This window comes from Patescibacteria group bacterium, assembly GCA_041659905.1.
Taxonomy (GTDB): domain Bacteria; phylum Patescibacteriota; class Kazan-3B-28; order Kazan-3B-28; family UBA10110; genus UBA10110.
On record JBAZXK010000001.1, the window covers coordinates 154,666 to 181,650 of the forward strand.

29 protein-coding genes and 1 tRNA gene are annotated in these 26,985 nt (G+C 43.5%); 4 read left to right on the forward strand and 26 right to left on the reverse strand.

Annotation, left to right across the window (positions count from 1 at the left end):
- The first annotated feature begins 6 nt into the window (after nt 1-6).
- Entirely contained in the window at nt 7-243 is a 237-nt protein-coding gene (locus tag WC805_00835; protein ID MFA5967050.1) for a hypothetical protein, read from the forward strand.
- 56 nt (nt 244-299) lie between these two features.
- Here WC805_00835 and mfd read toward each other — a convergent pair whose 3' ends face one another.
- The 7 genes from mfd to aspS form a co-directional block, all read right to left on the reverse strand.
- Nucleotides 300-3,527, reverse strand: coding sequence for a transcription-repair coupling factor (gene mfd / locus WC805_00840; protein MFA5967051.1), 3,228 nt, complete (start codon nt 3,525-3,527; stop codon nt 300-302).
- 353 nt (nt 3,528-3,880) lie between these two features.
- Nucleotides 3,881-4,450, reverse strand: coding sequence for an aminoacyl-tRNA hydrolase (pth, locus tag WC805_00845; GenBank protein ID MFA5967052.1), 570 nt, complete (start codon nt 4,448-4,450; stop codon nt 3,881-3,883).
- On the reverse strand, nt 4,447-4,659 hold the full coding sequence (locus WC805_00850; GenBank protein MFA5967053.1) for a hypothetical protein: 213 nt from the start codon (nt 4,657-4,659) through the stop codon (nt 4,447-4,449). Before WC805_00850 ends, pth begins: the two co-directional genes overlap by 4 nt.
- Nucleotides 4,660-4,676: 17 nt before the next feature.
- Nucleotides 4,677-4,925, reverse strand: coding sequence for a U32 family peptidase C-terminal domain-containing protein (locus WC805_00855; GenBank protein MFA5967054.1), 249 nt, complete (start codon nt 4,923-4,925; stop codon nt 4,677-4,679).
- A gap of 60 nt (nt 4,926-4,985) precedes the next feature.
- A complete protein-coding gene (gene der / locus WC805_00860; protein MFA5967055.1) occupies nt 4,986-6,347 on the reverse strand; it encodes a ribosome biogenesis GTPase Der in 1,362 nt (453 codons plus the stop codon).
- A 365-nt stretch (nt 6,348-6,712) separates the two neighbouring features.
- Entirely contained in the window at nt 6,713-7,633 is a 921-nt protein-coding gene (locus WC805_00865) for a D-alanyl-D-alanine carboxypeptidase family protein (GenBank protein ID MFA5967056.1), read from the reverse strand.
- A 105-nt stretch (nt 7,634-7,738) separates the two neighbouring features.
- On the reverse strand, nt 7,739-9,115 hold the full coding sequence (gene aspS / locus WC805_00870; GenBank protein ID MFA5967057.1) for an aspartate--tRNA ligase: 1,377 nt from the start codon (nt 9,113-9,115) through the stop codon (nt 7,739-7,741).
- A gap of 135 nt (nt 9,116-9,250) precedes the next feature.
- Here aspS and WC805_00875 point away from each other — a divergent pair, with 135 nt between their 5' ends.
- Nucleotides 9,251-9,607, forward strand: coding sequence for a hypothetical protein (locus WC805_00875; protein ID MFA5967058.1), 357 nt, complete (start codon nt 9,251-9,253; stop codon nt 9,605-9,607).
- Nucleotides 9,608-9,683: 76 nt separating this feature from the next.
- Here WC805_00875 and WC805_00880 read toward each other — a convergent pair whose 3' ends face one another.
- From WC805_00880 to WC805_00900, 5 genes are all read right to left on the reverse strand, one after another.
- Nucleotides 9,684-9,971: a hypothetical protein gene (locus WC805_00880; protein MFA5967059.1), complete on the reverse strand. Its 288-nt coding sequence runs from the start codon at nt 9,969-9,971 to the stop codon at nt 9,684-9,686.
- 115 nt (nt 9,972-10,086) lie between these two features.
- Nucleotides 10,087-11,142: a hypothetical protein gene (locus WC805_00885; GenBank protein MFA5967060.1), complete on the reverse strand. Its 1,056-nt coding sequence runs from the start codon at nt 11,140-11,142 to the stop codon at nt 10,087-10,089.
- 77 nt (nt 11,143-11,219) lie between these two features.
- Nucleotides 11,220-12,188: an SIS domain-containing protein gene (locus WC805_00890; GenBank protein ID MFA5967061.1), complete on the reverse strand. Its 969-nt coding sequence runs from the start codon at nt 12,186-12,188 to the stop codon at nt 11,220-11,222.
- 140 nt (nt 12,189-12,328) lie between these two features.
- Nucleotides 12,329-13,192 (reverse strand): deoxyribonuclease IV, encoded by an 864-nt coding sequence (locus WC805_00895; protein MFA5967062.1) that lies wholly within the window; start codon nt 13,190-13,192, stop codon nt 12,329-12,331.
- A complete protein-coding gene (locus WC805_00900; protein MFA5967063.1) occupies nt 13,176-13,445 on the reverse strand; it encodes a hypothetical protein in 270 nt (89 codons plus the stop codon). The genes WC805_00895 and WC805_00900 overlap by 17 nt, the downstream gene beginning before the upstream one ends.
- A gap of 58 nt (nt 13,446-13,503) precedes the next feature.
- Between WC805_00900 and WC805_00905 the strand changes: the two genes are divergently transcribed.
- A tRNA-Glu gene (locus tag WC805_00905) sits at nt 13,504-13,578 on the forward strand.
- 83 nt (nt 13,579-13,661) lie between these two features.
- Here the strand turns inward: WC805_00905 and WC805_00910 are convergent.
- From WC805_00910 to WC805_00970, 13 genes are all read right to left on the reverse strand, one after another.
- The gene (locus WC805_00910; GenBank protein MFA5967064.1) at nt 13,662-13,859 is read right to left on the reverse strand and encodes a hypothetical protein; all 198 of its coding nucleotides are present in this window, start codon (nt 13,857-13,859) and stop codon (nt 13,662-13,664) included.
- 93 nt (nt 13,860-13,952) lie between these two features.
- The gene (locus WC805_00915; GenBank protein ID MFA5967065.1) at nt 13,953-14,462 is read right to left on the reverse strand and encodes a peroxiredoxin; all 510 of its coding nucleotides are present in this window, start codon (nt 14,460-14,462) and stop codon (nt 13,953-13,955) included.
- A gap of 143 nt (nt 14,463-14,605) precedes the next feature.
- On the reverse strand, nt 14,606-15,502 hold the full coding sequence (locus tag WC805_00920; GenBank protein MFA5967066.1) for a hypothetical protein: 897 nt from the start codon (nt 15,500-15,502) through the stop codon (nt 14,606-14,608).
- A gap of 242 nt (nt 15,503-15,744) precedes the next feature.
- On the reverse strand, nt 15,745-16,494 hold the full coding sequence (locus tag WC805_00925; GenBank protein ID MFA5967067.1) for a hypothetical protein: 750 nt from the start codon (nt 16,492-16,494) through the stop codon (nt 15,745-15,747).
- Between the two features lie 219 nt (nt 16,495-16,713).
- Nucleotides 16,714-17,466, reverse strand: coding sequence for a DNA primase small subunit domain-containing protein (locus tag WC805_00930; protein MFA5967068.1), 753 nt, complete (start codon nt 17,464-17,466; stop codon nt 16,714-16,716).
- A 99-nt stretch (nt 17,467-17,565) separates the two neighbouring features.
- Entirely contained in the window at nt 17,566-18,597 is a 1,032-nt protein-coding gene (ligD, locus tag WC805_00935; GenBank protein ID MFA5967069.1) for a non-homologous end-joining DNA ligase, read from the reverse strand.
- Between the two features lie 113 nt (nt 18,598-18,710).
- Entirely contained in the window at nt 18,711-20,327 is a 1,617-nt protein-coding gene (locus WC805_00940; protein ID MFA5967070.1) for a hypothetical protein, read from the reverse strand.
- Nucleotides 20,328-20,359: 32 nt separating this feature from the next.
- Nucleotides 20,360-20,971 carry an HD domain-containing protein gene (locus tag WC805_00945; GenBank protein ID MFA5967071.1) on the reverse strand — a complete coding sequence of 204 codons (612 nt, stop codon included), beginning with the start codon at nt 20,969-20,971 and terminating at the stop codon, nt 20,360-20,362.
- A 244-nt stretch (nt 20,972-21,215) separates the two neighbouring features.
- Nucleotides 21,216-21,380, reverse strand: a complete 165-nt coding sequence (locus WC805_00950) for a hypothetical protein (protein ID MFA5967072.1) — start codon at nt 21,378-21,380, stop codon at nt 21,216-21,218.
- 81 nt (nt 21,381-21,461) lie between these two features.
- Nucleotides 21,462-21,866, reverse strand: coding sequence for a hypothetical protein (locus WC805_00955; GenBank protein MFA5967073.1), 405 nt, complete (start codon nt 21,864-21,866; stop codon nt 21,462-21,464).
- Between the two features lie 9 nt (nt 21,867-21,875).
- A complete protein-coding gene (locus WC805_00960; GenBank protein MFA5967074.1) occupies nt 21,876-22,379 on the reverse strand; it encodes an NUDIX hydrolase in 504 nt (167 codons plus the stop codon).
- 97 nt (nt 22,380-22,476) lie between these two features.
- A complete protein-coding gene (locus WC805_00965; GenBank protein ID MFA5967075.1) occupies nt 22,477-23,034 on the reverse strand; it encodes a hypothetical protein in 558 nt (185 codons plus the stop codon).
- A 185-nt stretch (nt 23,035-23,219) separates the two neighbouring features.
- A complete protein-coding gene (locus WC805_00970; protein ID MFA5967076.1) occupies nt 23,220-25,085 on the reverse strand; it encodes an ABC transporter ATP-binding protein in 1,866 nt (621 codons plus the stop codon).
- 161 nt (nt 25,086-25,246) lie between these two features.
- On the opposite strand from WC805_00970, the gene WC805_00975 reads away from it, so the two are divergent.
- Nucleotides 25,247-26,308: a hypothetical protein gene (locus WC805_00975; GenBank protein MFA5967077.1), complete on the forward strand. Its 1,062-nt coding sequence runs from the start codon at nt 25,247-25,249 to the stop codon at nt 26,306-26,308.
- A gap of 105 nt (nt 26,309-26,413) precedes the next feature.
- Here the strand turns inward: WC805_00975 and WC805_00980 are convergent, their stop codons facing one another.
- The gene (locus WC805_00980; GenBank protein MFA5967078.1) at nt 26,414-26,950 is read right to left on the reverse strand and encodes a YbaK/EbsC family protein; all 537 of its coding nucleotides are present in this window, start codon (nt 26,948-26,950) and stop codon (nt 26,414-26,416) included.
- Nucleotides 26,951-26,985 lie beyond the last annotated feature (35 nt).

Consider the following 26,985-nt stretch of genomic DNA (forward strand, 5'->3'; position numbering starts at 1 on the left):
GATTTTATGTCGCAAGATCAAAACGCGAATGCGACCAAAAAACAACACATTGAGGTTTTTCATGGTGACCATGTGGAAAGCGAAGCCAATCACTGGATAAAAAATAATCCACAATGGTTTGCTAAGGATATTAGCCTGAGCCATACAGTTAGCTCCACCATGGAGACGACAGACTTGAACGTTCCCTATACTGTAGTAGAATCTAGTCCCGTATTGGCTATTCTATTTGAGTCTGTCGAATAGAAAGCAATGTCCCAAAAACGCTTATTTTCTTTCCAGGCCCACACTATGTGGGCTTTTTATTTTAACAACTGAATAACTTTTTTTAAGGAAGATAACCAGTGTTCGCCTAAAGCCGATAAAGGAATTTTGATAGTTTTTTCGGTTATTTTCCCATTCAAATTACTAATAGCGTTCAGAATGTTGCTGTCTTTCACTACCGTATTTAAAATGACACTGATAATCTGTTCGGGGGTTCGTCTAATCCCCGCTTCGTTGCGCGATAACATCGAGACAACTTTTTGGGTTTCTAATGCCGTGATTTTCAAATCGATCAATTCGAACAGATTCAACACTTCTTTTGGCAGTTTGCCGAATTTGACTTCTAACTCTGCGGCGGCGTCTTTTAATTCGTTGATCGTTTCGACTAAAGCCAATTGTTGATAGGTTTTGATCCGCTGAGCCTCATTGTCGATATAGGTAGCCGGGAGATAGGCCGAAATGGGCAAATCTACTGTGATGGTATCTACTCGCGGTTTGTAGCCGGTTTTTAATTCTTCAATCGCTCGGTTAAGGAGTTTAGTGTACATCGTTAACCCAATGGCGCTGATATGGCCATGCTGTTTTTTCGACAGCACTCCGCCAGCTCCCCGGATCTGCAAATCCCGGAGGGCTATCTGATACCCGCTCCCTAGTTCTGTGTGTCCTGCAATGGTTCTAAGCCGTTCCAGGGCCTTTCCGGCCAGCTTCCCGGGATGGTAATAGAAATAGGCGTGAGCCTGAACTTTACCGCGCCCGATCCGGCCGCGCAGCTGGTGCAATTGAGATAGGCCGAAATGGCTAGAATTATCTACGATCAATGTATTTACATTCGGATTATCTAGCCCGTTTTCGATAATAGTGCTGGCCACTAAAACATCATATTTGCCGGCGCTAAAATCTTCCATAATTTTTGCGAGTAGGCGTTCCGGCATTTGTCCATGGGCATATACAAACCGCACTTCCGGCAAAACTTCCTCAAGTTTATTAGTCATTGAGGCGATGGTTGCCACGCGGTTATGCACAAAATAAATCTGTCCGCCGCGTTTAATTTCCTGTAAAACCGCATCCTTCACCGCATCCATATCAAAAGGCGCCACCGTAGTTTGAATAGGCAGGCGATTAACCGGCGGAGTGTCGATCGTACTAATATCGCGGATGCCGGATAGGGCCAAGTTAAGCGTGCGCGGAATCGGGGTAGCCGTCATACTTAAAACATCCACTTCCGCTCGCATCATTTTTAACTTTTCTTTATGGCGGACACCAAAGCGCTGTTCCTCGTCGACAATAATCAATCCTAGGTTGGCAAATTTAACATCTTTTGAAAGCAACCGATGGGTGCCGATCACAATATCGATTTCGCGAGTCTTTAATCCTACTAAGACGCGTTTTTGTTCAGTTTGTGAGCGGAAACGGCTCAGCGCAGCAATGTTAACGCCAAAAGGCGCTAATCGTTCCGTAAATGTTTTTAAATGCTGTTCTACTAAAATGGTAGTAGGAGCCAAGAAGGCCACTTGGAATCCGGAAGTAACTGCTTTAAAGGCGGCCCGGATAGCTACTTCCGTTTTACCAAAGCCCACATCGGCTACCAGTAACCGGTCCATCGGTTTAGACTGTTCCATATCACCCAAAATTTCTTGGATAACTTGTTCTTGGTCGGGGGTTTCTTGATAAGAAAAAGAATCGGATAAAGCCTTTTCCCAAAACTCCGGACTGTCGAAAGAAATCCCCTCTTTCAGCGCCCGTTTGGCGTACAAATCTAGTAGTTCTTTCGCAAACTCTTGGGATTCTTTGCGGATCTGGCTGACTAAGCGTTTCCAACTTTGCGAATTCAGTTTGGATAAAGTCGGTTTTTCGCCGGCCGGTGAAATATACTTACTGATCTTATCGATCTGATCCATCGGGGCATAGATTTTATCTGCCCCCGCATATTTAATGATTAAATATTCTCGGGCGACGCCGTTTACCGTCATTGTCGAGATATCAATGAGCTTACCGATACCATAATCGACATGCACTACGTAATCGCCTTTTTCAATTTGGGCTAAAAAGGCCAGCTGTCGTTTTTTTGGTGTCGGTTTGGTAGTAGCAGATTTTTCCACAATCGGAGAAAAAATTTCTTTATCAGTCAATAAGATAGTTTTTAAAGACGGACTCATAAATCCGTCGACATGCAAAGCCGGGGTGATGATTACCGACTGATCAGAAATTTCGCGATCAAATTTAATATCATTATCAGTTAGGGCGGGTAAGATCTGAGCTTCTTTGTTGGTGGTAAGAATAATTTGCCAACCCTCGTCGGTATATTTAGTTACCTCATGAATTAGTCGGTTTAAATCATTGGCGAATAAGGGGGCTTCAGTTAGATCAAACCGGACTGAGTTTTTTTCGTCAGCGGCTATATTAACAAGATGCCAGGCCGCCAAACCCTCGAGTTGTTTACTGATAGTGGTTAAAATACCGTTGTCGCGTTGACTGTCATTGCTTTGGTAAAGCTCATATAATAATTGGAATAACTCGTCAGCTTGATCGAAAACTAAAATATAATCTGTCGAATGAGCTTCGATCACATCCAGTAAATAATTGCTCATCTTTTCATTTTTCAATGAGGATACGGTAATTTCGGTGCGGGCCGATCCAGTTTTGTTATTTACTGGGTCAAAATCGACGATACTGGTGATAGTATCTCCGGAAAATTCTAAGCGCACCGGGGAAGCAAAGTTAACCGGATAAATATCTAAAATTCCACCCCGCATGGCAATTTCTCCCGCCTGAAAAACTTTTTGCTGGCGATCGTAACCGGCAGCAATGAGGGCAGCTAGGATTTCTTCTGGGTTTTTATTTTGATTAATTTCGAGAGTGAGAATCTGTGCCGGATTAGTCAGAGGTTCGATCAGCGCCTGCACGGAGAAGATGAACAAACCGGGTTCGCCATTTTTTAAGGCATGGGCGGTCAGGGTGCGATTTTGAAAATTATGAATATATTGTTGACGATTGATTTGTTCTGATTTTAGATCCGGATAACCATAAACGGGACGATCGGTTAATTGTTGGAGCCCTCGTTCGATGGCGATCTGATCGCTCTCATTTTTGACAATGTAGATAACTTTTTTTGGACAATCGGTCAGAGTGCGCGACAACAAAAACAACTTCCCTAAATTAGTCAGGCCAGTGATATAAACTTTGTCTTTGCGCGAACGGCTAATTAAGGATTTGTACGCTTCTAGACTACTGAATTTTTGGGCGAGAGCAGAGAGAATCGGATCCACTTCCTTATTGACCTTTATGTTATTATATGGTATAATTAAGAGATAGTTCTTTGAATTTTTTGCTGTGGTATAATTATCTGTTTGTTCCAAATGAGCAGCAGATATAGAAGTTGGCAGAATCTTGCTTGCGACTTTTTCTCACCCTACCCTCCTTGGGTGGATCGTCGCAGGCAGGATTCTCCCGGCTTCTTTCGTGGCGCCCCAACCCAAATATTTTTTTTGGGGTTTGGCAAAAAGCTTTACAGCTCGGCACCATGGATACTTGGGGGGAAAGGAGTTAGGAGGGCGCTAGTCGTCCCTCTTAGCTTACAAAGTATTCCTTGCTTTGTAATCCTGGCCTCGTCCAGGATCTTTTAATAATTTAGAAAATTTTTATTAATAATTTCGATGGCTGCTGGGATGGCAACTTTTATTTGTTTTAATTGCTCAGCTGTGAATTTCCCTAGCACATGTGCGCTGGTCAAACTCCGCTCTAAACTAGCTGCACGTGCAGCGCTAGTTCCAGCGGCTGCCCTAGCTCTTATCGGAAATCCAATACCGATCTTAAGGCGGGCAATTTGATCGGTTTTTAAATTATCTATAACTGATTGCAGGCCGCGATGTCCCCCGCTGCTTCCCTCGGCTCTATAGCGCAACTTGCCGGCTTCCATATCCAGGTCATCCATAATTACTAATATGTTCTCTGGAGGAATGCCGTGCTTTCGAGAAACAGCTTGCACAACTGTGCCGGAGTTATTCATAAAAGTTTGGGGTTTAAGTAATTCCCAATCAGCGGATTTAGTAAAAAGAGCATTATATTTTTTGCTGGTTTTGAATTCTAGTCCCAGTTCTTTCGCCAATGCATCCGCTACCATAAATCCAATATTATGGCGAGTTTTGGCGTATTGGTTCCCTGGATTACCTAATCCGACTATCAGTTTCACTTTTCGTCTTGAGCTTCTTTGAGTTTTTTATATTCTTCGCTGATTCTTAAACTATCTTGAGCACTTTTTTCCCTTGCTTCGCGTTGACCGCTAGCATTAGTTTTGTCATACGTATCCTGATTTTCTCGTACACGATTGGTACGAGCCGTTGATTCTACTTTGCGTCCGTGGGGAACAGGAAAAAGACCCCTCTCTATGCGCATTTCCATTTGAAGAGAATAACCAATTAGGCTTTATAAACTTCAGTGCCTTCCTTAGTGGGCTGGTCAGCTTTGATGCCTACTATATCACCTTTATTGGCTGAGTCAACCGGAGCCTTTTCAATCTGGATAGAATTGATAGTTTGGGTGGTTTCATCGCCACCTTTAACAAACTTAACGGCATCGCCCACTTTAAGCGTGTCCCGTAATTCAATTATCGCTACTCCGATCTTGTCGTAGTAGTGAGTGACGGTACCAATCAATTGGTTAGCCATTTTACCTCCTCCCATGGGTTAGGATATGACGAATATATTATAGCACAGGCTTGAGGTTGATTATGCCATATCTGATGTGGAGGATTTGATGATTTCCCAGCGGATAGGAGCGCCGGTCATGGGATATTTAATGCGCAGCTTCTTTCCAAGATAGCGCAAATAAGAGAAATGTAATTCTTCGGGGTAGTTTACTTTTAATTTAATGGTAGGCGGATTTACAGCGATCTGACTAGAAAAGTAAATTTTTGGCGGTTTGCGCCGACCTTTTGGTGGGTTAGCCGCATAAGCGTCGCTGATAATATTATTCAAAGTTTTACTGGGAATTCTAGTATTTAAAGATTCCCAGACTTGCATAATGGCGCCGATAACTTTATCGGTCCGTTGGCCAGTGAGGGCGGAAATATATACACGCGGCATCCAGGTAAGAAAATTAAATTTATCGTCCAGATAAACATCAAATTCGGCAGTTACTCGGGGGTTCTTTTCGATCGCATCCCATTTGTTAACTACCAGAATGACGCCTTTCTTTTCTTCTTCAATAATCTGAGCGACATGAAGATCTTGCGCTAGTACTCCTTCGGCAGCATCGATAACTAACAAAACTAGATCAGCAGCTTGAACCGCTTTAATCACCAATAAAGAGCTGAATTTTTCGATGCCCCGATCAATTTTACCGCGCCGCCGCAGTCCGGCGGTATCGGTCAGTTCTAGGTCGATTTTTCCCGTGTCCACCACTGTTCTTACAATATCTCGGGTAGTGCCGGGCAGGTCGCTGACAAGAGCTAACCGTTTCTTGGCTAACTGATTGATTAAAGTAGATTTGCCTGTATTCGGCCGTCCCACGATCGCCACCTTCACTGTCGGCGTAGCCATAGTATTCCGAGCGGATGGCGATATTTTTGGTTTAGGCAACTTGGTTAATTGGGCAACCACCAAATCCAGAGTGTCTCCGACGCCTTTGCCAGAAATGGCTGAGATCAGAATAGGTTCACCCAACCCGAGTTTGTAAAATTCATGCAGGGCATTGTCATATTTATTCCCTTCAGCTTTATTGACGACTAGCACTACGGGTTTGCTCAATTTACGAATCAATTCAGCGGCTTTCAAATCTTCAGTTTGTTGGCCAGTCTGAGCGTCAACCATAAAAATAATTAAATCAGCCCCTTCTAGGGCAACTTTAGTTTGCAGAAAAATATCTTTTTCTAATTCCGATTTGGCGTCCAGCTCAACACCGGCGGTATCGGCAATAATAAAAGTCATTCCATTCCAAGTAGTGTTTTCGTAGAGAACATCGCGCGTGGTGCCGGGGATGTCGCTTAAAATCGCCCGATTTTGTCCGATAATTTTATTAAACAAAGTGGACTTGCCCACATTCGGCCGTCCCACGATCGCCACCACATAATTTGATGTAATATTATTCACTAGATTTATTTTAACTTATTTAACTGCGATGCCCTCACTTGCGTGAGGGCCGATTGTTGTCAGTTCTCTGTTCGAGCAGATTCATGCCTGTGACCAGACATATAATTGCTATGGTCCATGCCGCATAGTAACTAACCCACGGCCTTACTGAGCTAGCAGGATCCCAGATGAATTCTCCTACTATCATCACGCCAAGACCTAGAATAATGCCGCATACAATCAGGAAATATCCGATAACTGAAACTGAACGTTTTTTCATAAGGTGCGCACTCCTGTGTCAGAATAATCCCAATCTATCAGAATACTAGCTCCTGTAAAGAGTTTTCCATCCCCCTAAATGCTAGACGCTATCCCCAGATGCTACCCTACAGGGGTTCGATCCAGTTGTAGGCTTTTAAAGCCCAGTCTAGTAAATTCTTTCCTTCGGTAAATCTATCTGGACTATTTAGAAGTACAACGATAACAGTCTGATTGCTCTCTCCCTTGGCAGCGACGACCAGCGATTCGCCAGCGTTATCGGTGGTGCCGGTTTTTACTCCGATGATATTCATATACTGTCCGACTAATTTATTGGTGTTAGTTAAATTATGTTGCAATTTTCCATAAATATCGGTAACGGTAGTTTTTTTAACCGCTACAATATCGCGAAAAGTTTCATTACTGAGGGCGATACCGGTTAATCTAGCCAGATCCCGAGCGCAAGAATAATGATCTGGTTCATCAGCTCCCCAGGTGTTAGTAAAATGAGTACCGGTTAATTTTAACGAAGCTGCCAGCGCGTTCATAGCGACAACAAACTGTTCTTCACTGCCGAAAGTTCCTTCCGCTAAAGCGTAGGCGGCGTCGTTAGCTGACTCGATTAAAGCGCCTCGCAAGAGATTATCTATGCTCATTTTTTCCCCGACTACTAAATACATCCGCGAGCCGCTGACCTCGTTAGCCGCTTCTGATACGGTGTAGACTTCATCCAAATTTGATTTACTGTTTAATACCACTAATGCAGTCATTATTTTAGTGATACTCGCAATCGCCATTTGTTTATCGGGATCTTTGGCGTAAAGAATCTTACCGGTATCTAGATCCATTAGGACAGCGGAAGTAGAATCGATCACCGGATCGGGGTAAAGGACATCCCGGACCGGTTCCGTATGTAAAAATTGAGCCGCTAGAGTATGTAAAGAATACGCTTGCGGATCCGTCAGAATCCCCCAAAGATTGTCTTTCATCACGGCAGTGGAGCCAGTGAGGTAATTCAAGATAACTAATAATATGGCAACTGTTTTCATATTTATGGTTCCTCCCCTTACGGAGGGGAGGTTAGGTGGGGAGTGTTTATCTAAACTCCCACCTCCCCTCACCCCTCCTCGGGCAGGAGGGGAAGATCATAGCGGTTACTTAATAACTTTTAAGCCTAATTCTTTTAATGTAGCAGCGTCAACTTCGCGCGGGGCGTCCATCATCGGATCGCGGGCTTTGTCAGTTTTGGGGAAAGCGATCACTTCTCTAATATTCGGTTCGTTAGCTAAAATCATCACCAAGCGATCAATGCCGGGGGCGATCCCTCCATGAGGCGGAGCGCCGTATTTAAAAGCCTCCAACATATGGCCGAATTTAGATTGAATTTCTTCCTCGGATAATCCTAAAATCGAAAATACTTTGGTAAGAGTTTTGGGATCGTGGATTCTAATACTGCCAGAGGCAATTTCGAATCCGTTTAAGACAAAATCATAAGAACAACTGATCACTTTTTCCGGCTCGCTGTCCAAAAGGTCTTCCTGTCCTTCTTTAAAAGCAGTGAAAGGATGGTGGGAAGAATCTAACTTGCCGGTTTTAGTGTTTTTCTCAAAGAGAGGAAAATCTATAATCCAGGCAAACGCTAATTCATCGGGATCGTTTTTGTCTTTGCGTAAATCCGGCTTATCGGTTTTGTATTTTTTCATCGCCTCAGCGTAAGTTAATCTAGGCCAGGGCGTTTTAGTAATTTCTTTTTCCGGAACCACTTTTTCGATCAGGCCGGTAAATAATTCTTCGGTTAACTTTAAGATGTCCTCTTCTTCGACAAACGACATCTCTAAATCTAATTGGGTGAACTCAGGCTGGCGGTCGCCGCGGTTGTCTTCGTCCCGCATGCACTTGGCAATTTGGTAATATTTATCCAGCCCGGCTACCATCAAAAGCTGCTTGTATTGCTGGGGGCTTTGTGGGAGAGCGTAGAACTTGCCAGGATAGATTCTAGAGGGCACCAGATAGTCCCTAGCCCCTTCTGGTGTGGCCGAAGTGATGATGGGAGTTTCTATTTCGGTAAATCCACGTTCATTAAGAAAAGTGCGCATATAAGTAATAACCTGATGGCGCAAAAGAAGGTTATTTTTCATCCGTTCGTGACGCAAATCCAAATAACGGTATTTCAGGCGGAGCTCTTCGTCAGTCACTTTTTCTTGATCGATTTCGAAGGGCGGCATTTCCGCCGCGTTGATGATTTGTAAGTCGTCTGCCTGTACTTCAATTTCGCCGGTTTCTAGTTTGGGATTACGATATTTTTCTCCCCGTTTGACCACTTTGCCGGTAATAGCTATCACAAATTCTGGTTTGATGTCTTTAACTAAGTTGGCTTTATTCTCATCAAAAACTACCTGGATGAGGCCAGTCACATCCCGGAGGTCCATAAACACAATTTGGCCCATGTTGCGGATGCTATGGACCCAACCTTTGAGTGTGATAACTTCCCCAGTGTGTTTTAATGCTTCCTTGGCTAAAACTCGTTCCATACCGATTATTTTTACTTTTTAATCATAACATATACAAAGCTACCCATATCTGTTAGGATAATTTATCACGATGCTATTCTTCACCAAGAAGGAGGTGAATGTACTTTGGTAAAAACATATCCTATTCCAGGCTTTATGATCGGAATAGTGAATGCTCCCCTGGGCGAGATAAATAATCTCTATCCAGCCTTGCGGCAAAGGATCAGATTAACTGAAAATTTCTGTGACCCAGATTTGCCAGACGAAGTCCAAACAGCTCTGCGAGGAATGGAAGTAAGCGGTGTCTTCTTTGGCGAATCTCTCATGGAAGAGGTTGCGGAAGTAGCTGAATTTCCGGGAGTAGTAGCCACAGTATATGCCACAGAGGTCCAAGAGAATCTGGCAACAGTCGGTAAAACTCGGGAAGCCACCATGCTTGGCGAGAAAATCCAAACCCCGGTAGACATGCTTCTGCTCACATCGGAAATGTTCGAGCTCATTTATCCGTCGTGAAAAACCGTATCCCTTGTTCTTACCTTGCATTAACAGAAAACGCCCCATCCCGGGGCGTTGCCTTAAGTTTTATAAGTTACTTGCCGATGAACATGCGGGAGAGTGAATTAAAGATGTTTTGTAGCACCGGAAGAATGCCAGGAAACACTACTACCAACAGAATCAGCCATAACCAGTTGCGTTTGATGAGATTCCACATAAATCCAGCGACAGCAAAAAAGATGATCGCCGAAACAACCCACTGATACTGCACCGGGAATACCGAAATAAATTGATTATAGATGGTAAAAATCCGCTCAAAGATCCCGGCAGTAGCTTCTTCGGTAACTTTATTGGCTATAACATTGACAATTTCGTTTTCCATATTAAAAAGTTAGCACTAACACTTTCATTTAACCAGAAAACTTAAATAATTAAAACATACCCGCCGGTTAGGGCGGGTAAAATTGATTTCAGCCAAGCAATGTTTTTGTTTACATCTAACTTTTATGATTATTCATAGTGACTTCAACTTGGTCAACGTCAGCTTTTTTGAGCAGCTCTAGTGCTGCTTCAAGTTCACAATCATTGTTTGGAAGATGGGCAGTTAAATCTAGATCAATCTGCCACCCATGTGTATAGGGACCCCAGATATAGCAGAAAGTTATATGACTTTCCAGAGACTGATTATTTCTAATTAAGGGGATATAACCAGTCATAAGCTTTTTGAGGTATTTAAAACCGAAATCGTCTTTTGGTAGTCCTTCTGGATTATTTACACTAACCTCATAGCTTGAAGCTAGTTTCTTGAGAAGTCTAAACAATTTGTCCTGACAAACCATCGAGTTAAAGGCACCAGTACTTCTCTCGGTCGCTCTTAGATGGACAACACCGAAATACTCCTTAAGAACTATGACCGCTTTTAAGGGCAAAGACACTTTTAGGCTATCTCTAATAACCGCCAAAGGCAGATTATTTTGGGCTGCCCAGTAATTCCAGGCTTCGGCAACCAAGAATATATCCTTTGAACTGATAGAATAATAAACTTGGGTGTTTCCCCATTCGTTAGTGTCAAGCTGGATTGGCGAGGAAGTAGAATCAAACCCCTTTTGTTTGCAGATTTTTTCCAGATATTCAACAGTAGTTGGGATATTAACTCTACAGATTTTTTTGTAAGGACTGACCCAAATTGTCAGGTAACCCCTAAAATTAGCTTTTTCCACATCCCGTAAAAAATATTTTATTGGGAGAGGATATTTGCGCTTGCTCACATATTGGAATTCATGTTTCCGATTCCATGGTTTCCGGCGGCTCCAAGTTTTTCCGATATAAACAGTGGGTTTAAAGATTGCCCCACAGGGGGAGGAGGGTATTTCTATCCAATATGTTACTCTGCCGTTGTCTAATCGAGCGCTCAAGCCGAACCAACGGGCGTAGTGCCCATAATCATAGGTCATGCGGTAGCGGGTGGCGATCATTTGCCAATCACTAGAGTTGGCTTCAATTGTCAAAACCTGCTTCCGATAGGGACGTGGATGATAAGGTTTAGTAGGCATTTAGCCAACTCCTTTATGTTTTTGTAATATGTCAAAACAGCAATGACAGTTTAGGGTATCAAAAGCGAGCAGCTGGGTCAATTTTTGGATTCTTGGCCGAGTCCGTAAATTATCCAATATAGCAACATAATAGCTGCCAGAGTTTTAGCTAATTGATTGGAACCGGGTAATTCTAGGGTAGAATATTTTAATTTAGTGGCGACGATCTTCTCTTCTAATTTAATCAGGCTATGTTGAATAAAATCAGGTTCGGTAGTGTCTTCAAAAAGCAGTACAAAATATTTTGTCGATGTTTTTGGCGGAAATCCCTGCACGTCATTTCCCATTGCCTCAGCTATAGTGCCTGTAAAGCAAGGCATAGTCGCAAAAATGTTCAACAAGGATTTAAAAAGATGAGCCAAGCCAATATATGTATTAGAACTGTAAATTAGCAAATGGGTATCCGCTACTAGATCGGCCACTTTATGACCCAATTTCGGCAGATACATATTTTCGATTTCAGTAACCGCTGCCAATATGTTTTGCCGAGCTTTGGACGATAATACTCCGGCGTTAATAAGAATCTGGACAAGAACAGCTAACATTATGCCCCCGTTCATTTTTCCGTTGGTCGGAGCGCGTAATTCGGAGATAGTTTTATCAATGAGAACGAATGGCAAGTTGTGTTCGCGAGCAAACACCTCTAATTCGCCGCCAGTGGTGATGGCCACCACCTGAGCATGAGCCGCAGAGGCCATTTTGGTGGCCGATAAGACCTCTGGCCGTTTACCGCAGAGCGATATGGCTATCACCAAGGTTTTAGGGGTAATTCTAGCAGGTAAACCATAACCCGTGTGAATACGAATAGGAACGGTAGTATCATTTTCGAACAGATTCTTGACAATTTCGGCTGTGGCAGCATTGTAGCTAAAAGCCGTGATAATAATCTGATCAATATTCTTATCTTTAGATAATTGAATAGATTCAGCCATCCGAAATCCCCGCTCGAATTGCTGCGGGTATTTTTTAATTAGATCGTAGATATCCGATTGATTCCAGATTTTCATTTAGTTAAAGCGTTTGAAAGTGATAGATTCCTCCCCTTACGGAGGGCCTGCCTGCCGGTAGGCAGGGAGGTTAGGAGGGGAGTTAACACTAAACCCCTACCCCTTAAATACTAGATGTTAACCCCTAGATGCTGTGCGGTTTACTTGGCTAAAGCGCGGAGTAATCTAATGTCTTGAATGTCCAGTCTGGGATCCCCCGTCCGGGGAGTTTCCAGAATCAGTGGACGTTCCCTGATGATTGGATTAGTCAGTAAGGCCCTAATTCCTTCTTCGCCGATAAACCCTTTGCCGATATTCTCGTGCCGGTCTTTTTTAGAGCCCAGATCAAACATGGCGTCGTTCATATGGATAAAGGCAAGATGTTCAAGACCTATTAGTTTATCAAATTTATCGAGCATCTGGGAAACATCTTTGGGAGTACGCAAATCTATCCCGGAAACAAACATGTGACAGGTATCTAAGCAGAATCCAAATCTTTTTTTAGTTTTTAAGCCTTTCCAGATAGCTCCTAGCTCTTCGATAGTATCCCCGATCTTATTCCCCGCCCCGGCATCACTCTCAATAATCAGCCGAACCGGCCATTTTTCATCAGTTAATTCAGCTAAACGATTAAGAGTGGCAACAGCGTTTTTGATACCCGGCTTATCCCCGTCTTGATTACTGCCGCAGTGAAAATTATAACCGTCGGCACCGATTTGATAAGCGATCTTAGCCTCTTCTTTGAGTTTTTTGAGGCTGAGATTGCGCAAAACATCTCGGTTGCTGGCCGGGTTGGGTAAATACGCGGCATGGACTAAAACTTTCTCTACGCCCGAGCGATGCCAGGCCGTCCTGAAATCGGCTGCCTCCTGATCGGTGATTTCCGGTGTTTCCCATCTTTGGGGTGGGCCTACGAAAATTTGAATAACATCGCAATCTAATAATTCAGCTTCTGCAAATGCGCCAGGCAGCCCGCCGGCGATAGACACCTGGTAACCAGCTTTGATTTTATTCCCCATTGTCATTAGTTAAAGGAGACACTATTTCTACTTCTTTTTCTATGTGCTCTTTAATAGAATTCACAGGATCTTTTTTCTTATCTAATCCTATACCGGGTATTATTGCTGGCAATTGCCATATATTCGGGTCACTCTCTACTTCGGTTTTTATGGAACCATCCGAAGCTATCTCGCATCGGCCCGGTTTTCCTGTGACCCATACGCAATCATCGCTTGGGTTGTTCTGATCGGGCTGGTGTGGTGGCCCTTCCATGTTCATACCTTTAGTTTACCAAAATAAATCGGGCCGATATTGTATTATATAAACGCATCCTAATGGCGCTATCGTCTAGTGGTTAGGACGCCAGGTTCTCATCCTGGTAACCGGAGTTCGAATCTCCGTGGCGCTACCACTCCTATCTTAATTATAAGAAACTAGCCGTAAATCAAAACCGCCTCTTTGTGAAGCGGTTTTGATTTTATATCGAAATCGGAGTTACTTCTTCTTTAGGATTGGCAAACCAGTACGAGAGCTCTCTACTACTTTATAAAGAGCGGGAACTTCATTTTGGGCACCAACGCCAGCAACTTTTGCAAAGTAATAAATCATCTGTTTGCGTCCACCTTTAAGGGTGACGTTCTTGCCGTGCAAGAAATAGGTTTTGCCCTTACTGTTGCGATAGCTAAAAGACATACGACCTCCTGATTAACCAATATATTACTACTTAAATTGTAACACCTTAGCCCTCCTATGTGTAGGAGAAAGTTTTCCCCATTGTCAAAGGGACTATAAAGTAGCTTCTCCGGGCTGCCAATCAGCTGGGCACATTTTCCCAGTCTGGAGAGCGGCCAAAACTCGTAACAACTCTTGAGTGCTGCGGCCGACATTCTCACTTATGGTCATGCTATATCTGATATTACCTTCAGGATCGATAACAACCGTACCGCGCAGAGCAGTTCCCTCACTTTCTATAAGAAGGTTGTAATCTCGGCTAGTCCGTTTATGGAAATCACTCAAAAGGACAATATCCAGCCCGCCCAATTCTTCCGCCCATTTCTGATGGGCATATACACTATCCACACTGATTCCCAGCACGACACTGTTAACTTTCTTAAAATCGTCAGCCTGACTGTTTAAGCTAGTAATCTCGGTGGGACAGACATAAGTAAAATCGCCGGGATAGAAAAATAGCACTATCCACTTACCCTTGAACTCTTTTAGACTGTAATCTTTAACTTTGTTTTTGAAATATCCCTTAAGGATAAAATCGGGCGCCTTGTCTCCTATTTGTAACATGTCTCACCTCTAGATTAACCTATTAATTATCTGCGATAGTCCTCCATAGCTCGCAGAGCGAAGGACGGAACTCTATATCATAGTATCAGGTCAGGTTTTGTCAAAACTAAAAACTCGCCCTAGGTAGGGCGAGCAACTATGAATCAATCAACTAGCCGTAGATCTGGCCAGCCGGCCTGCCAGTCGGTTCTTAATTCTGCAGTAAGATATCTTTCGGCCTCAAAAATCGATGGCTCTGCATTGTTTGCAAAGTATTCTGTCAAAATTACATCTACATCACTGAAGAAGTGATCTCTTTGCCTAGCGGGAAGTTCTTTTGTGTTATGGCAGTATTGTCTCCATGCCCTATCATCATAGAGTCGGTCCAACGGCAGCCACTGCCACATCTGTCGGTTAAAGGGTAGCAACTGAAGATCTTTAGTAAGTTCTGCAGAAGAAGGAACAATAAAATTGTCGCTCACTTCCAAAGATCCCAAGGGACTGCCCAAGACATGGTAAATTATACCGGTTATCATTACATTTTTTGTATAATCACTATATCCTGCTGGCAATTCCTCAAAAGTGGGGTAATAATTAAGCAAATCCTTGTCACTGATCGCTGTATTAACTACACAATGGGGCACTGTGGCATTAGGGATTACTACCATGCGAAAATCCGCATATTGCAACGCAGGAAATGATACACCGTTATGATTGGAATTGCGAACAAATAACTCAGGATTTCCGTTGAGTTTGGTGTAATATCTCTGAGTTGGAGGCTTGATTGCCCCTGACTCCAACGAGATAACACTAAGTGCGCTAACTAGGATTAAACATATCAATAATACAGTGCTGTCGCGGAACAAAACCCAAGCAAGCTCTAACAGAAGATACGGACGATCTTCTCTGTCGGTTGTACCAAGAGAATTAACAGCGCCAGAAATCCGGCGGATTTCGTTGGGGAGTATGCGGCGCGCTATGACAATCGTAATAATAACGACCGTAATAGCACCCAGCCACGATAATACCCAGTAACTCCAAAATAGGACATCGCTATTCATAGCGTGCCTCCTTAATTTTCAATAGTGTCAGGCGCATTTACCTGTAGGGTCAGAATAGCAGAAAAACCGCTCCCAGTCAAGGTTTTGTATATATTACGTTGTTTCAGGCTAGATCTGAGATCTTAAATTTCTATATTGGAGGGGCACCACTCAGCCAGTTGATAGAACACCTCAATCCCAATTAAAAACCCGCCCGTTAAGGCGAGGTTTTCTTCTATACTGCTAGTAGTGATGTGCAAATATTACCAGTTATTGCTCTTACTCACGAGCGTAAAATCTGGCATATACCAATCGTGCCTCAAGCTTGTTATGATAGCCTGCTTGGCGGCTTCAGTGGTGGGTTGGGTAATTGTTGTGCCAAGATAATCTTGGAATGCCACTGTTGCTTGATTGAAGAACATATTTTCTTGAATAACCACGAGGTCATTGTTGTGTTCTTCCTTGGCGTACCATTGTTGATTATCTCGAAATCGTTCCCAAGGCAACCACTGAAAACCACTGCGCTGGTGTTCCTCTAAAGCAAGAGAAACAAAGGAGTCATCTCCTTCAAGGAGTCGCTGGGAAAATGGTTTGAAAGTAACTATTATCTCGGCATAGTAAGGATCTTCTGATGTCCCTTCGAGGAGAAATCTGCGAGTCACTTCAACCGTGGCATAGCGCTTAATGTAATGGTCCGGCTCTATGGGGTTAGATATCATTACCCCTTGGCTGTTCCTTTGATAAACATAACCGAGTACCGTTGATGTGTCAGCAATAGATAGAGGAGCTGCTGAAGATAAGGGTAGCCCGATAATAGGGATGGCCTTAGTAGAATTATCAGGTTGGAACAAAGAAAGTGAACCACCGAACAGTAGTGCATATCCCCATAATCCAGTCAGTGCAAACATTAGGCCTCGCCAACCCCGATCGCGCATTACCACACCAATAATAATGAATACCACTGGCATTATCCATAGGATGTAGAAAAAACTAAATTCTATGTTTTCGAGCATGAATTGACTCCTTGCGTTTTATGCCCGCTGGGCAAAATTTTCAATAGTGTCAGGCGCATTTGCCTGCAGAGTTAGAATAGTATAAAACCCGCTCCCAGTCAATATTTTAATGTAACTTCTCCTTCCAGGCCAGAGGCGATTTTGCTCGGAGGGTAATATTATTCTTCGCCTGCCCGTGCCGGACTTGAGCGGCCAGGGAGTGAAATCGAGAAGTACTTTTTAGAGCTTATTTATTGGTAAAACAACCTCACGGATTTTGATTTTGGTGGGGAGAGCGGAAGTGGGGTTAAATTTTAAGAGTTGGTTAATAGTCAGGGGTATAGAAACCAGGCCAGTAGCCGGGTGTACGGAATAGGGGCTTCGGATCATCCCGTTTTTATGAATAATTTGTTCATCGAGTAAGATTGACTTGGCGGTAGTTTTGTCGGTGGAGCTGGTGGTAATAATCGGATTTTTCTTTAGAATAATTTTATAAAATTCGCCAGCATGTTTTGTTTGTAAGATTGTTTCCAATTCTGCTGCAAATTGTCTAATCTGTTTCCTGAATTTCAGCCAGTCCGGCTTCACATCACCTAGGCTCCACATAAAGTGAAATCCCCGATTACCGGAGAACTTCAGTAGATATTCAATGCCCTTTTTATCCAATAATTTCGCCATTTCGTAAGCGGCCAATTTAACCAAATCAAACATTTTATCTGTGCGCGCATCCAAATCCATCACAAACCAAACATCTTTTTCTCCTAATAGATGCGGATGGAATGAATAAGTGTGTAATTTCGCCCAAGCGATAATGTCTTTCGGACTATTTAGAGTAATCCAGCCGGATTTATCCGGTAGACCTTTGGCGCCATGCCGGCGATATAAAATATTCTTGTCAAAAACCTGTTGGACAGCGATTTTTCGATTCCGCAAAAATGGCCATGCTGCTGGCACCGCTTTTCCCCAATAATCTACTAACCAAGGTATCGGCATAACTCTTCTCTTTTTGTCATCCTGAGCGGAACAACAGTGGAGTCGAAGGATCTCCTCCACTAGATTCCTCGACCTCGCTCGGAATGACAATAATAGATATCAGTTCTCTTTAATAACTAATCTAGATGGTTTATCCACTCGCAATCCCATATATACCGGTTGGCGCAGGATATTGTCTTTAGTCCATTCGCCAAAGGCAAATTCCCCCACCAGCCGCGGTTTGAGCCAGATAACAGTTTCATTTCTGGTTACCATACTCCCTCCCCTCCTAACCTCCTCGCCTAGCCGGCGAGGCTGGCCCTCTGCAGGGGAGGATTTTTTGGAGATGTCGACAAATGGAGATTTGGTGGATTTAAGTTTTAAGAATTTCTGCTTGAGCTCGCCACGCTCTGTATCAGTAAAACCAGTGCCGACTTTTCCGGCATAAACTAACTTCTTACCCCGGTAATAACCCACCAAAACCGCTCCGAAAGTAGTTTTAGTCTTACCCTGACCGGGAGTGTAGGCCCCGATGACAAATTCCTGTTGGTTGTGGGTTTTGATCTTCACCCAATCACCGCTCCGCCTACCTTCTTGGTAGCGACTATCTATTCTTTTACCGATAATGCCCTCCCAGTGTTTTTGCTTAGCTTTTTTAAAAAGAGAGATGCCGTCGCTAGATAATGGTGCTAAATAATATAAAACCCCGAGTATGTAGGGTGGGTGAGGCTTGAATAGTAATCTAAGCTTTTCTTTACGCTCCAGCAGAGATTTAGTTTCCCAATTCTTGCCGTCATAATTTAGCAAATCAAAGGCCAAGTAGGCTGCCGGAACCCTTTTAGTCAGCTTGGCAATTTCATGAGGATCGGTTTGACCAATGCGCGGCTGCAGAGCCTGAAAGCTACTAATACCTTTGCGAAAAGCGGTGATCTCACCATCTAGCACCAACTGTTTGGGAGATAATTTCTTAATGGCTGCAACAATTTCCGGAAATTGTTTTGCCTTGTCTTTATTGTTTCGCGTCAGCAGTCTAACTTTTTCTCCGGTTTTAATTGCAATAATCCGCATCCCGTCAATTTTATGCTCAAAAACCCACTCCTTGCTCTTGAAGGGTTTATCAACCAACCGGCAAAGCATCGGAGCGTATTTCATATCTTCGCACCTTCATTATACAGAATACAGACAAAACAAAGCGAGAAGAATTACGTAATTAAATATATATTTAAATAAATACTTAGCTTTACACTAAAAAAGCCAGCGGCAGGTTAGTCTTTCGGAAGAGTGCCGGTGCAGGTAATGTCAGCACCTGGCAAATCTTCTTTTAGCTGGTCGCAATCCTCCGTAGTTACTCCCCGTCCAGACAGTTTTAATGTGGATAGTTGTTTCAAATTAAATAATGGGGAAATATCTAACGCTGGCAATAAACTGCTGGTTCCTGACGGTAAACGCAAACAGCCAGGGCCGGACTCTCTCAGGTCAACCGCTTTTAATTTAGCGGAATAAAGAAAAGATCGGATAGAGGTGAGGGGTGATCCCCGGAATGAAACGGTATTCATCTGCGGGAAAGGCAAATCTTTAACTTCTAACTGGTCGTTCATATTAGGAGCTAGGCTGGCAGTAAAATCCAGACCCACGGGGCTCTTTAAGCAATCAGCGAACAAATATCGCAGTTTCTTAAACCAGAGCGTCGCTGAAATAGAATCGAGATCATTGCCACTGACATCTAGCCACAACAGGTTGTGCAGATTCTCGACTACATCCAATTCAGTGGCATTGGTAGATGACATCGACAAAATCTGGATATTTTCCAGCGGTTTTAGGGCAGAAAAATCAACGTGTCCAAAATTATCCACGGCTTGCACATTGCCGATAGTCAGAATGCGCAACTTGCTTAGCGCTGATATGGGAAATAAGTTAACTTTCGGGGTAAATGTATAAATTAGTTTTTGACTCACTTCAAACCCGGCCGCAGCGCTATCGGCATACGGCATCCACGAGTAGCTGCCATACCCCCCGACATTGCCGCCCTGATTTATGCTGGAGCCTTGGGCGCTCACAGAAGGGATTTGCAGCGCTTCCAGGCAAGTCAGATTTTTGATAGCAGCGAGAGCGCTATAATTGTTGTCGCGAAAATCTCCGGGAATTTTTACCCTGGATTGTTCCTTTACTCTATAAGAATTTTTATTTACAAAAACCGGTAATATCGATGGGCCACTGTAATTTTTAAGAGAGAGATCTCCTGCTTTGGGAAGTAAATTACCTAGATCTGTTCCAGGCCCGAATGGCAAAAAGGTCTGCGGATATTCGGACACCTCAGCCGGGATATAAAATATTTCCGAAACCGTATCGCCAGAAGAACTCCTAGCTCCCGATGTTAGTTTAATAGTGTCATTAGGATAATATTCGCCGTAACCTTTGTTATCGGGCAATTCATAGAAAGCTCGGCAGGCCGGATAATATACCCTTTCCGTGGACGAAGTTTCCGTGATCTCGCCGGTTATGGGATCAGTAATTTTTTTGGTATGAGTTTCTTCTTTCCAATAAGATTTCTTTTTGCAATTCTCCCACCACACCGCTGCCGAAAACTTTATTTTACTGGGGCCGTCTAGACCGATTAATCTCTTACTAAACAGGCCGTCTTCTTTAAATTGCCCCGACAAATCCGTGAGTTCCGTGCTCATTTCGTGATGAAGCAGAGGATTGTATTTAACGTATTCGGTAGCGTAATCCGAATTAGAGCATAATAATTTTTTGTTTTCGGCTAAGCGTTGATAAAGCCAGGAATTTAAAATCTTTTCCTGCGTGATCGGCGGTTTAATGGAACAACCCGATAAAATAATCAGGAAAGTTACTGTCACTACGGCTGGCCACCACTTCTTCACCGTTTTATTATACAGATTAAACCCGCGCTCTTCTACTGGGCAGCGCCGGCGCCAATTCGAATTGAAGCAGTGGCTGCCTCAAGAGTGCGGGCCAATTTATCTACAATAGGGTTGTTCAATCGGGAGCGCAAAATAGCCAGCACTTTTTGGCAAAACCAGAATCGTTCCTGCGGTGTCACGCTAGGATTAAGTTTATACCACAAGGATTCGCCCTCTTCCAAATAAGAGGTGGTGATAGATTGGATAAAATGAATTTTATCGGCTGCGCAAATCATTAAAGCCTCCGGGCTAGCAACGGTCAATTGATCGAGATATTTTAATTTGCGCTCTCGCCAGGTTAATTTAAAATTCGACCGCCGGTGGGCGGTCTCTAATACGCTTACTTCCTGGACAATTTGGCAGATGAGTTGGCTAAAGTCGCGGCAAATATCGGCTTGGCTGTAAACAGCTGGGTCCACATCTTCTAAAACATCGTGCAGTAATCCGGCCACAATAGTATTTTCGTCATCAGTATAGCGTGATAATAAAATGGCCACCGCATAAGGGTGGACCACATAAGGAAACTGCTCGGCTTTTCGGGATTCACCTTGGTGAATCTCATTTATTTTAGTGATAGCTTTTTGGACTAATGGAGTGATTTTCATAAAATCACATGTTTATTGCCCGCATTGTACTGCTACCACAATAGAATACAAGGGAAACCGTCCGGAAAGGCTATCTAACTCCTCATCCGGTACTTTTTACCACCATTTTCAACGGCTCAACCTATTGAGCCGTTCAGTTGTTCAAAAGAAGTATATATTTAAATATATACTTCGGTATGTAATTAAAAAGCAAGGCCGTGGTGGTCTTGCTTGTGGTTCAATCTCAAAGGTTTAGAGACAATGGCTAGGGATCTGCCTCGCCAGCGGCTGTGCTGGTTTGAATAGATACGGGCGGATCATGTCTTACTAAACAAGTGGGTGGAAAGAATATCCCTATCACAGTGATAACTGCCAGCACAACAATGATAATTAGGGACCCCCATTCGCCCCAAAAACGCTTAAATAACATTTTAAAGTTCCTCCTTTGCTAGGATACTTAAAGCATAGCAAAAAAAATGCCTAAAACAATCTAGGAGCTACTTTTAAGAAGTTACTTGGATGGCTTGCATTCAGCGCAACAATCCGGGATCATGGCTTCCGGGAAACCTTCATCTTGCATTTTTGAACAAGGAATTTCTCCATTCCCGTCCAAGACAATTCTCCAGCCAGCAGCTTCTTTAACGGCAAACCAGTAACCGCCGCCGGAACCGTTCTCATCCTGATACATCACTCCGCCCCGCGCATGATCACCGGTATTTTGCAATACGGTAATAACAGTTTTATCTGCCGGCCAGTTGGCTTTAGTCGCCAGGGCTTGTTTGATGGCGTCTAGATCCATCTGGCTAGTAGTATTGCCGATCCCATTCATGGACTGGTCTTTTGGTTTAACGGCGCACCCAGACAGAGCCAGTAGGCCTATAGTTACAATCAATAGAGGCAATGCGTATTTATTCATATTGTTACTTTATATACCTAATTTGACTTTTTGTAATATGGAACTTTCATTGTAATCGGTTCTCTCAAAAACAACGGCTTGTGCTTTTATCTTGGTTATGAGTTCGTCCAAGGCCACCCACTCAACCGTGCTTTTAGCATTTTCCCACTGTAATTTTTCGTCTTTGATTTGAGGGTTCTCAATATTACCTTCATATTTACAGAGGAAATAGACTGTGGTCTTTTCGATATCCGCCTTCTCCCAATTGGTAAAGTTGCTGACGATGGAACCGAGATAACTTTCGATCTTTACTTTTACGCCGAATTCTTCTGCTAACCCTATGGTAACCATTTCCTCAAGAGATTTATCAGGCTCGACGGTCTGACGCATCAGCGAATAAATATCCAGTGAGCCGCGGACTCCTGAAAAATGATGGCACAATACCTGATTTTTATCATTCATTACGACCGCCCCTACCGAAAGCTGGAACGGCTGAGATGCTTCGCCTATAAAATAATGGTGTATCTTTTGCATGGCATCATTATAAAAGATTAGCGGTTTCAAAGCCAGAAGACAGTTTGAAGTATAAAAAAACCGCCGGAATGGCGGTTATGAATTCGAGAGGCTAAAATCACTCTTCTGTTTTGAGCGTTAAACTTTCTGGGTTTATCGGGTCTTCTATGTCAAACCCCTTCTCTCTTAAAAATTTCTCCGCATGTCCAATCTGCTCAAACTCTCTTTCGGTAAAATCTAATTCATCTTTTCTGCGCCATAACATTTTGTAAATATCATGCAATAAACCCGTTCTCTTCTTGCCCACACCCTGCATAACAACCCCATCTCTTATCTTCAGTCCTTTTCGCACCAGCATTTGCCGTTGTTTTTCTTCTTTCATCCACCTGTCGATTCTTAGAACCTGTCTTTGTTTAGATTTTTTTGCTTTCTCGGCCCGAAATTTCCACTCTTGATATTTAGTACCACTCCTTTTATTGCCAAAGCTATCGGTCTTATCTGGATTTGAAATGTCTAGAGTGATTACTCCGATGTCATAGGTCAATCTATCTCTTTGTAAGAGCGCATTGTCGAGATCGGAAGGCGGGAAAGTTGGTATAAAATTAGCTGACATATCATCGGGATCATTGGTTACAGCCGCATTTGAACTGCTGTACACTTTTTTTGGTGCACCCATTAGTTTGATCTCTCCTTTATTTCAAGATTACGAGAATACTCAAGAATACTACAAACCTATAAGTTTTCATATACTTTCTGACAACAATCTAAATCCAAAACTGGCTTAATATACCTAGTGCCAATGTTCTCTTAGAACTTTATTGTAGAACTCAAAGACAAACAAGCCGACGATCATTATAAACCTTAACTCTTGCCCATGAACCCGCCCGACTGATGGTTCCACAGGGCTGAATATAAGCCTTCCTCTTTCATTAGTTGCTCATGAGTTCCATCTTGAGAAATCTTTCCCTTGTCTAAAACGACTATTCGATCTAAATGCCTAATTGTCGACAATCGGTGAGCAATAACAATGACTGTCTTCCCTTTCATCAACTCCTTCAATCCATCTTGAATATATTTCTCCGATTCGGAGTCAAGCGAGCTAGTTGCTTCATCCAGCACCAAGATAGGCGCTTTTTTTAAGATGGCTCGAGCGATGGCAATCCGTTGCCGCTGACCGCCGCTCAGCTTGATGCCTCGTTCACCCACCAGAGTATTGTATCCGTTTGGCAGGGTAACAATAAACTCATGCGCCCGCGCCAATTTAGCTGCTTTCATCACTTCTGCCTTAGTCGCCTTGTCATTACTGTAAGCAATGTTTTCCATCAGCGACCGATGAAACAGCATTGGTTCTTGTGGGACATAAGCAATAGCCCTGCGCAATGATTCTTGTGTCACCTGACTAATGTCTTGCCCGTCAATCTTGATTGCACCAGATTGTAAATTCACAAATCGTAACAACAACTTGGTAATCGTCGTTTTGCCGCTACCGCTCGGCCCAATCAGCCCCACTTTTTGCTTACCAAGCACATCCAAACTAAAATCTTTCAGGAACAATTTTTTCTTCTCTGAGTCATCGGTATACCGAAAGTTGGCCGACTCGAAGCTAATCTTGGCGTCCTCTAACCTCAAAGCACGCGCATTTGGCACATCTTCGACTGTTGGAGGATGCAAGAACATTTGGGTAAACTCGGCCGCCTCACCCAAAGAAGATTCGATATGGCGATAAATCCGATTAATCTCCCAAAAGACTCTCGTCACCTGCATATAATAAGAAAATACCACCACAATCGTTCCGGCCTGCAGTGATAGTTTATGCACAAAATAGATCGCCAAAACTAAACCCAGTACATTAGTCACAACGTAGATAGGTGATAATATCAAATCTATTTTTAGATTATGGTGATCCGCCGCCCGCTTAAACTTAGCCGCAAAATCATCGGCATACTTGCCGAAAGTCGTGGACTCCCGTTTCTCCTTGGCAAACGACTTAATCCCCAGTATGTTAGTCATTGCGTCAGACAGTCGGCCAGCCATCTTACTGCTAGCTTCGTGGCGTAATGCCACTAACCGAGCCCGATGCCGAATCTTTGGAATACTGATAGTCAGCGTTATTAGTAGCGCGAAGATCAACGCCAACGGAATCCAGGGAGAATACCCCCACATCACCACTATCGCAAATATCATCGGGATAAAACTTGTCCCGATATTCATTGACAATGTGTCGGTAAAAATTTCGAAATTCCTGGCGTAAGCTAAGCTTTTTTTGGTTAACGAGCCAACAAAGTTGTCAGTATAAAATTCATAATCTCGATTGACCAGTTTGCGAAAAGCCTCTCGGCTCAGTGTGTTTAACCCTTTTGCCTCAACGGCAATTAGAGAATACACCCCAATCCTCCAGAGCATTTCACCTAACATCCACAAGCCGCCAAATAATATAACCAGGTTCAAAACCGCCCCCAGAGAAATCTCATTCTGCTGGACTAAAATGTTGATGATGCGGCCAATAATAAGCGGCGGAATAAAGAATACAAAAATATTCCCTATGGCTGGCGCAAACAAAGCCACTACCGTGTGCCACGGATGCTGTTTATATTGACGCCCATAGTCATTTAGCACCTGACGTACCGCTGCAGTTGAAACTACCTCTTTATCCATAGCTAACATTAACCCCCCGCTGATTTTATTCGATCCTTCAATTATAATATCTCGACTGATTATATCCAGCATGATTATTTATCAGATCTAGTTGAGTGGGCTAGTTATTTAACTCAGACGCCTTCTGGCTGACCTTCTCGAGCTAGAACTTTTAGAAGAGCAAGCCCAGATTGACCATTCGCATTCTAGCGTATACTATTGTGTATAAATCCAGACACAGAGAGGAACTTGACATGAAAGCTAGAAAGCAAATCCAAATTAGTGGTATCGGCACTATTATTTCTCCGCCTTTTTGGGTAAATCCTGATTTCAGGAACATAACCTACACGGGGGGAGAAAAGTGTCTGTACAATCACACAGTCCCTTGCAATGAAGGGATGGTCTTCGACCAATCCGATCGCGTTGTGCGCATAAGCTACGACGGCGAGATTCAACCGCTCTGCGAAAGACCCAACTTCGACGGAGTTTATGGTTCAGGTTGGGCCACGACGAATATCAATGCGGTAATCATTAACCACAAAGATAACTTCAGTCTTGTCTCGTTCGATGGGACGACAAAGCCTCTCTACAGCAGCTCGGGTAGATTAAGATTTTCTCCCCTGCGCGCCTGTAGTAAAGGGCCTATCTTTCACTTTTTCTCTTGCCCCGAAAAAGAGAAAAACGATGAAAGATGGGAGTTTGTATTTGTTTCCTTCGAGGGTGAAAGCAATACGCTCTATGAAGGTCCGAGATGTTTCAGTAATGTGGTTGACCAGGGATTACTGATATGTACTGAGAGCAACCCTTACCAAAACTCCGGCTCTGTCCTACTGATCGAACCAGATGGAACGCAACGAGAAATTTTTAAACCCCCGGTTGGAGAAAACTGGTTAGCCCCTTCCTATGGTTTCAGCTGGAGCGGCATTCATGCTGTTTATAACAATCACTACCATCTTATCCCATTCGACGGCAGGAAACCCGCCTCTTACTCTGGGCGTTACCAGTCTTTTGGGGGATGCCCAAAAGGACTCGTTGTGTTTCTCCCTAATCGACTACTGGTTGTTCCTTTTGAAGAAGATCAGCCCCGACCTGTCTGGCAATTTGACAGCCCAGGGGAAGCACTTGGAAGTTGTAATGCAGGAATATTCATCCAGCAGGAAGACGATATCCTTCTTGCACCATACGACTTATCGACACCAAAGACTATCGTCAAGGGTCTGCCAAACAAGGATGCCATACATTTGGATATCAGACCAACATACAAAGGACTGCTTATTATGCACGGAGTCAGTTCAACTATGATCGAGGTCAAATAGATCTTGGTTGTCACCTTATTCGAAAACTAGATACCCCGTCTATACGCCGGGGTATTTAAATATCTCATCTGGCTGGCCTCCTCGAGCGCTAATATTCGGACATACTTATGCTTCTGCAACCTTGTTTGCGAGATTCTCTACCACCTCTACATTTGGCAAATGTTTGAGAAAAGCGGTAGAAACTCGCAATTTTGATATTTGTTTTCCACCGCCGACAATGATGGTTTCTTTTTCCATCAGACGACTGTCGATTAGGATCTTCCACGATTCCGGAAGACCGACAGGCGTAATGCTGCCATACTCCATACCAGTTTCCTGAATTACCTCTTCAAGAGGAGCCATGGAAACCGTTTTTGCGTCCAGCAGTTCACAGACCAGACCATTGAGATCGGCGCGATAACCGACTGGAACCAGAACAGCGGCCGTCGTTATTGTTTCTCCGCGCTTTCCTCGTACAACGATGCAGTTCGCCCCATCTTCTAAGCTCACATCATAGTGATCAGCCAGCGCCACCCCATTCATGTATTGCGGGTCAATCTGCCCAACCAAGACACCAGGAGAATCTGCCGCAGCTCTATATACCGATTCGCTAACGAGTTCGGAGTGATCTTTGATGGGCTGGAAATCTAAATGTTCTTTCATGTTTCAATTATATCGCTTACAGCGATCTCACTAAG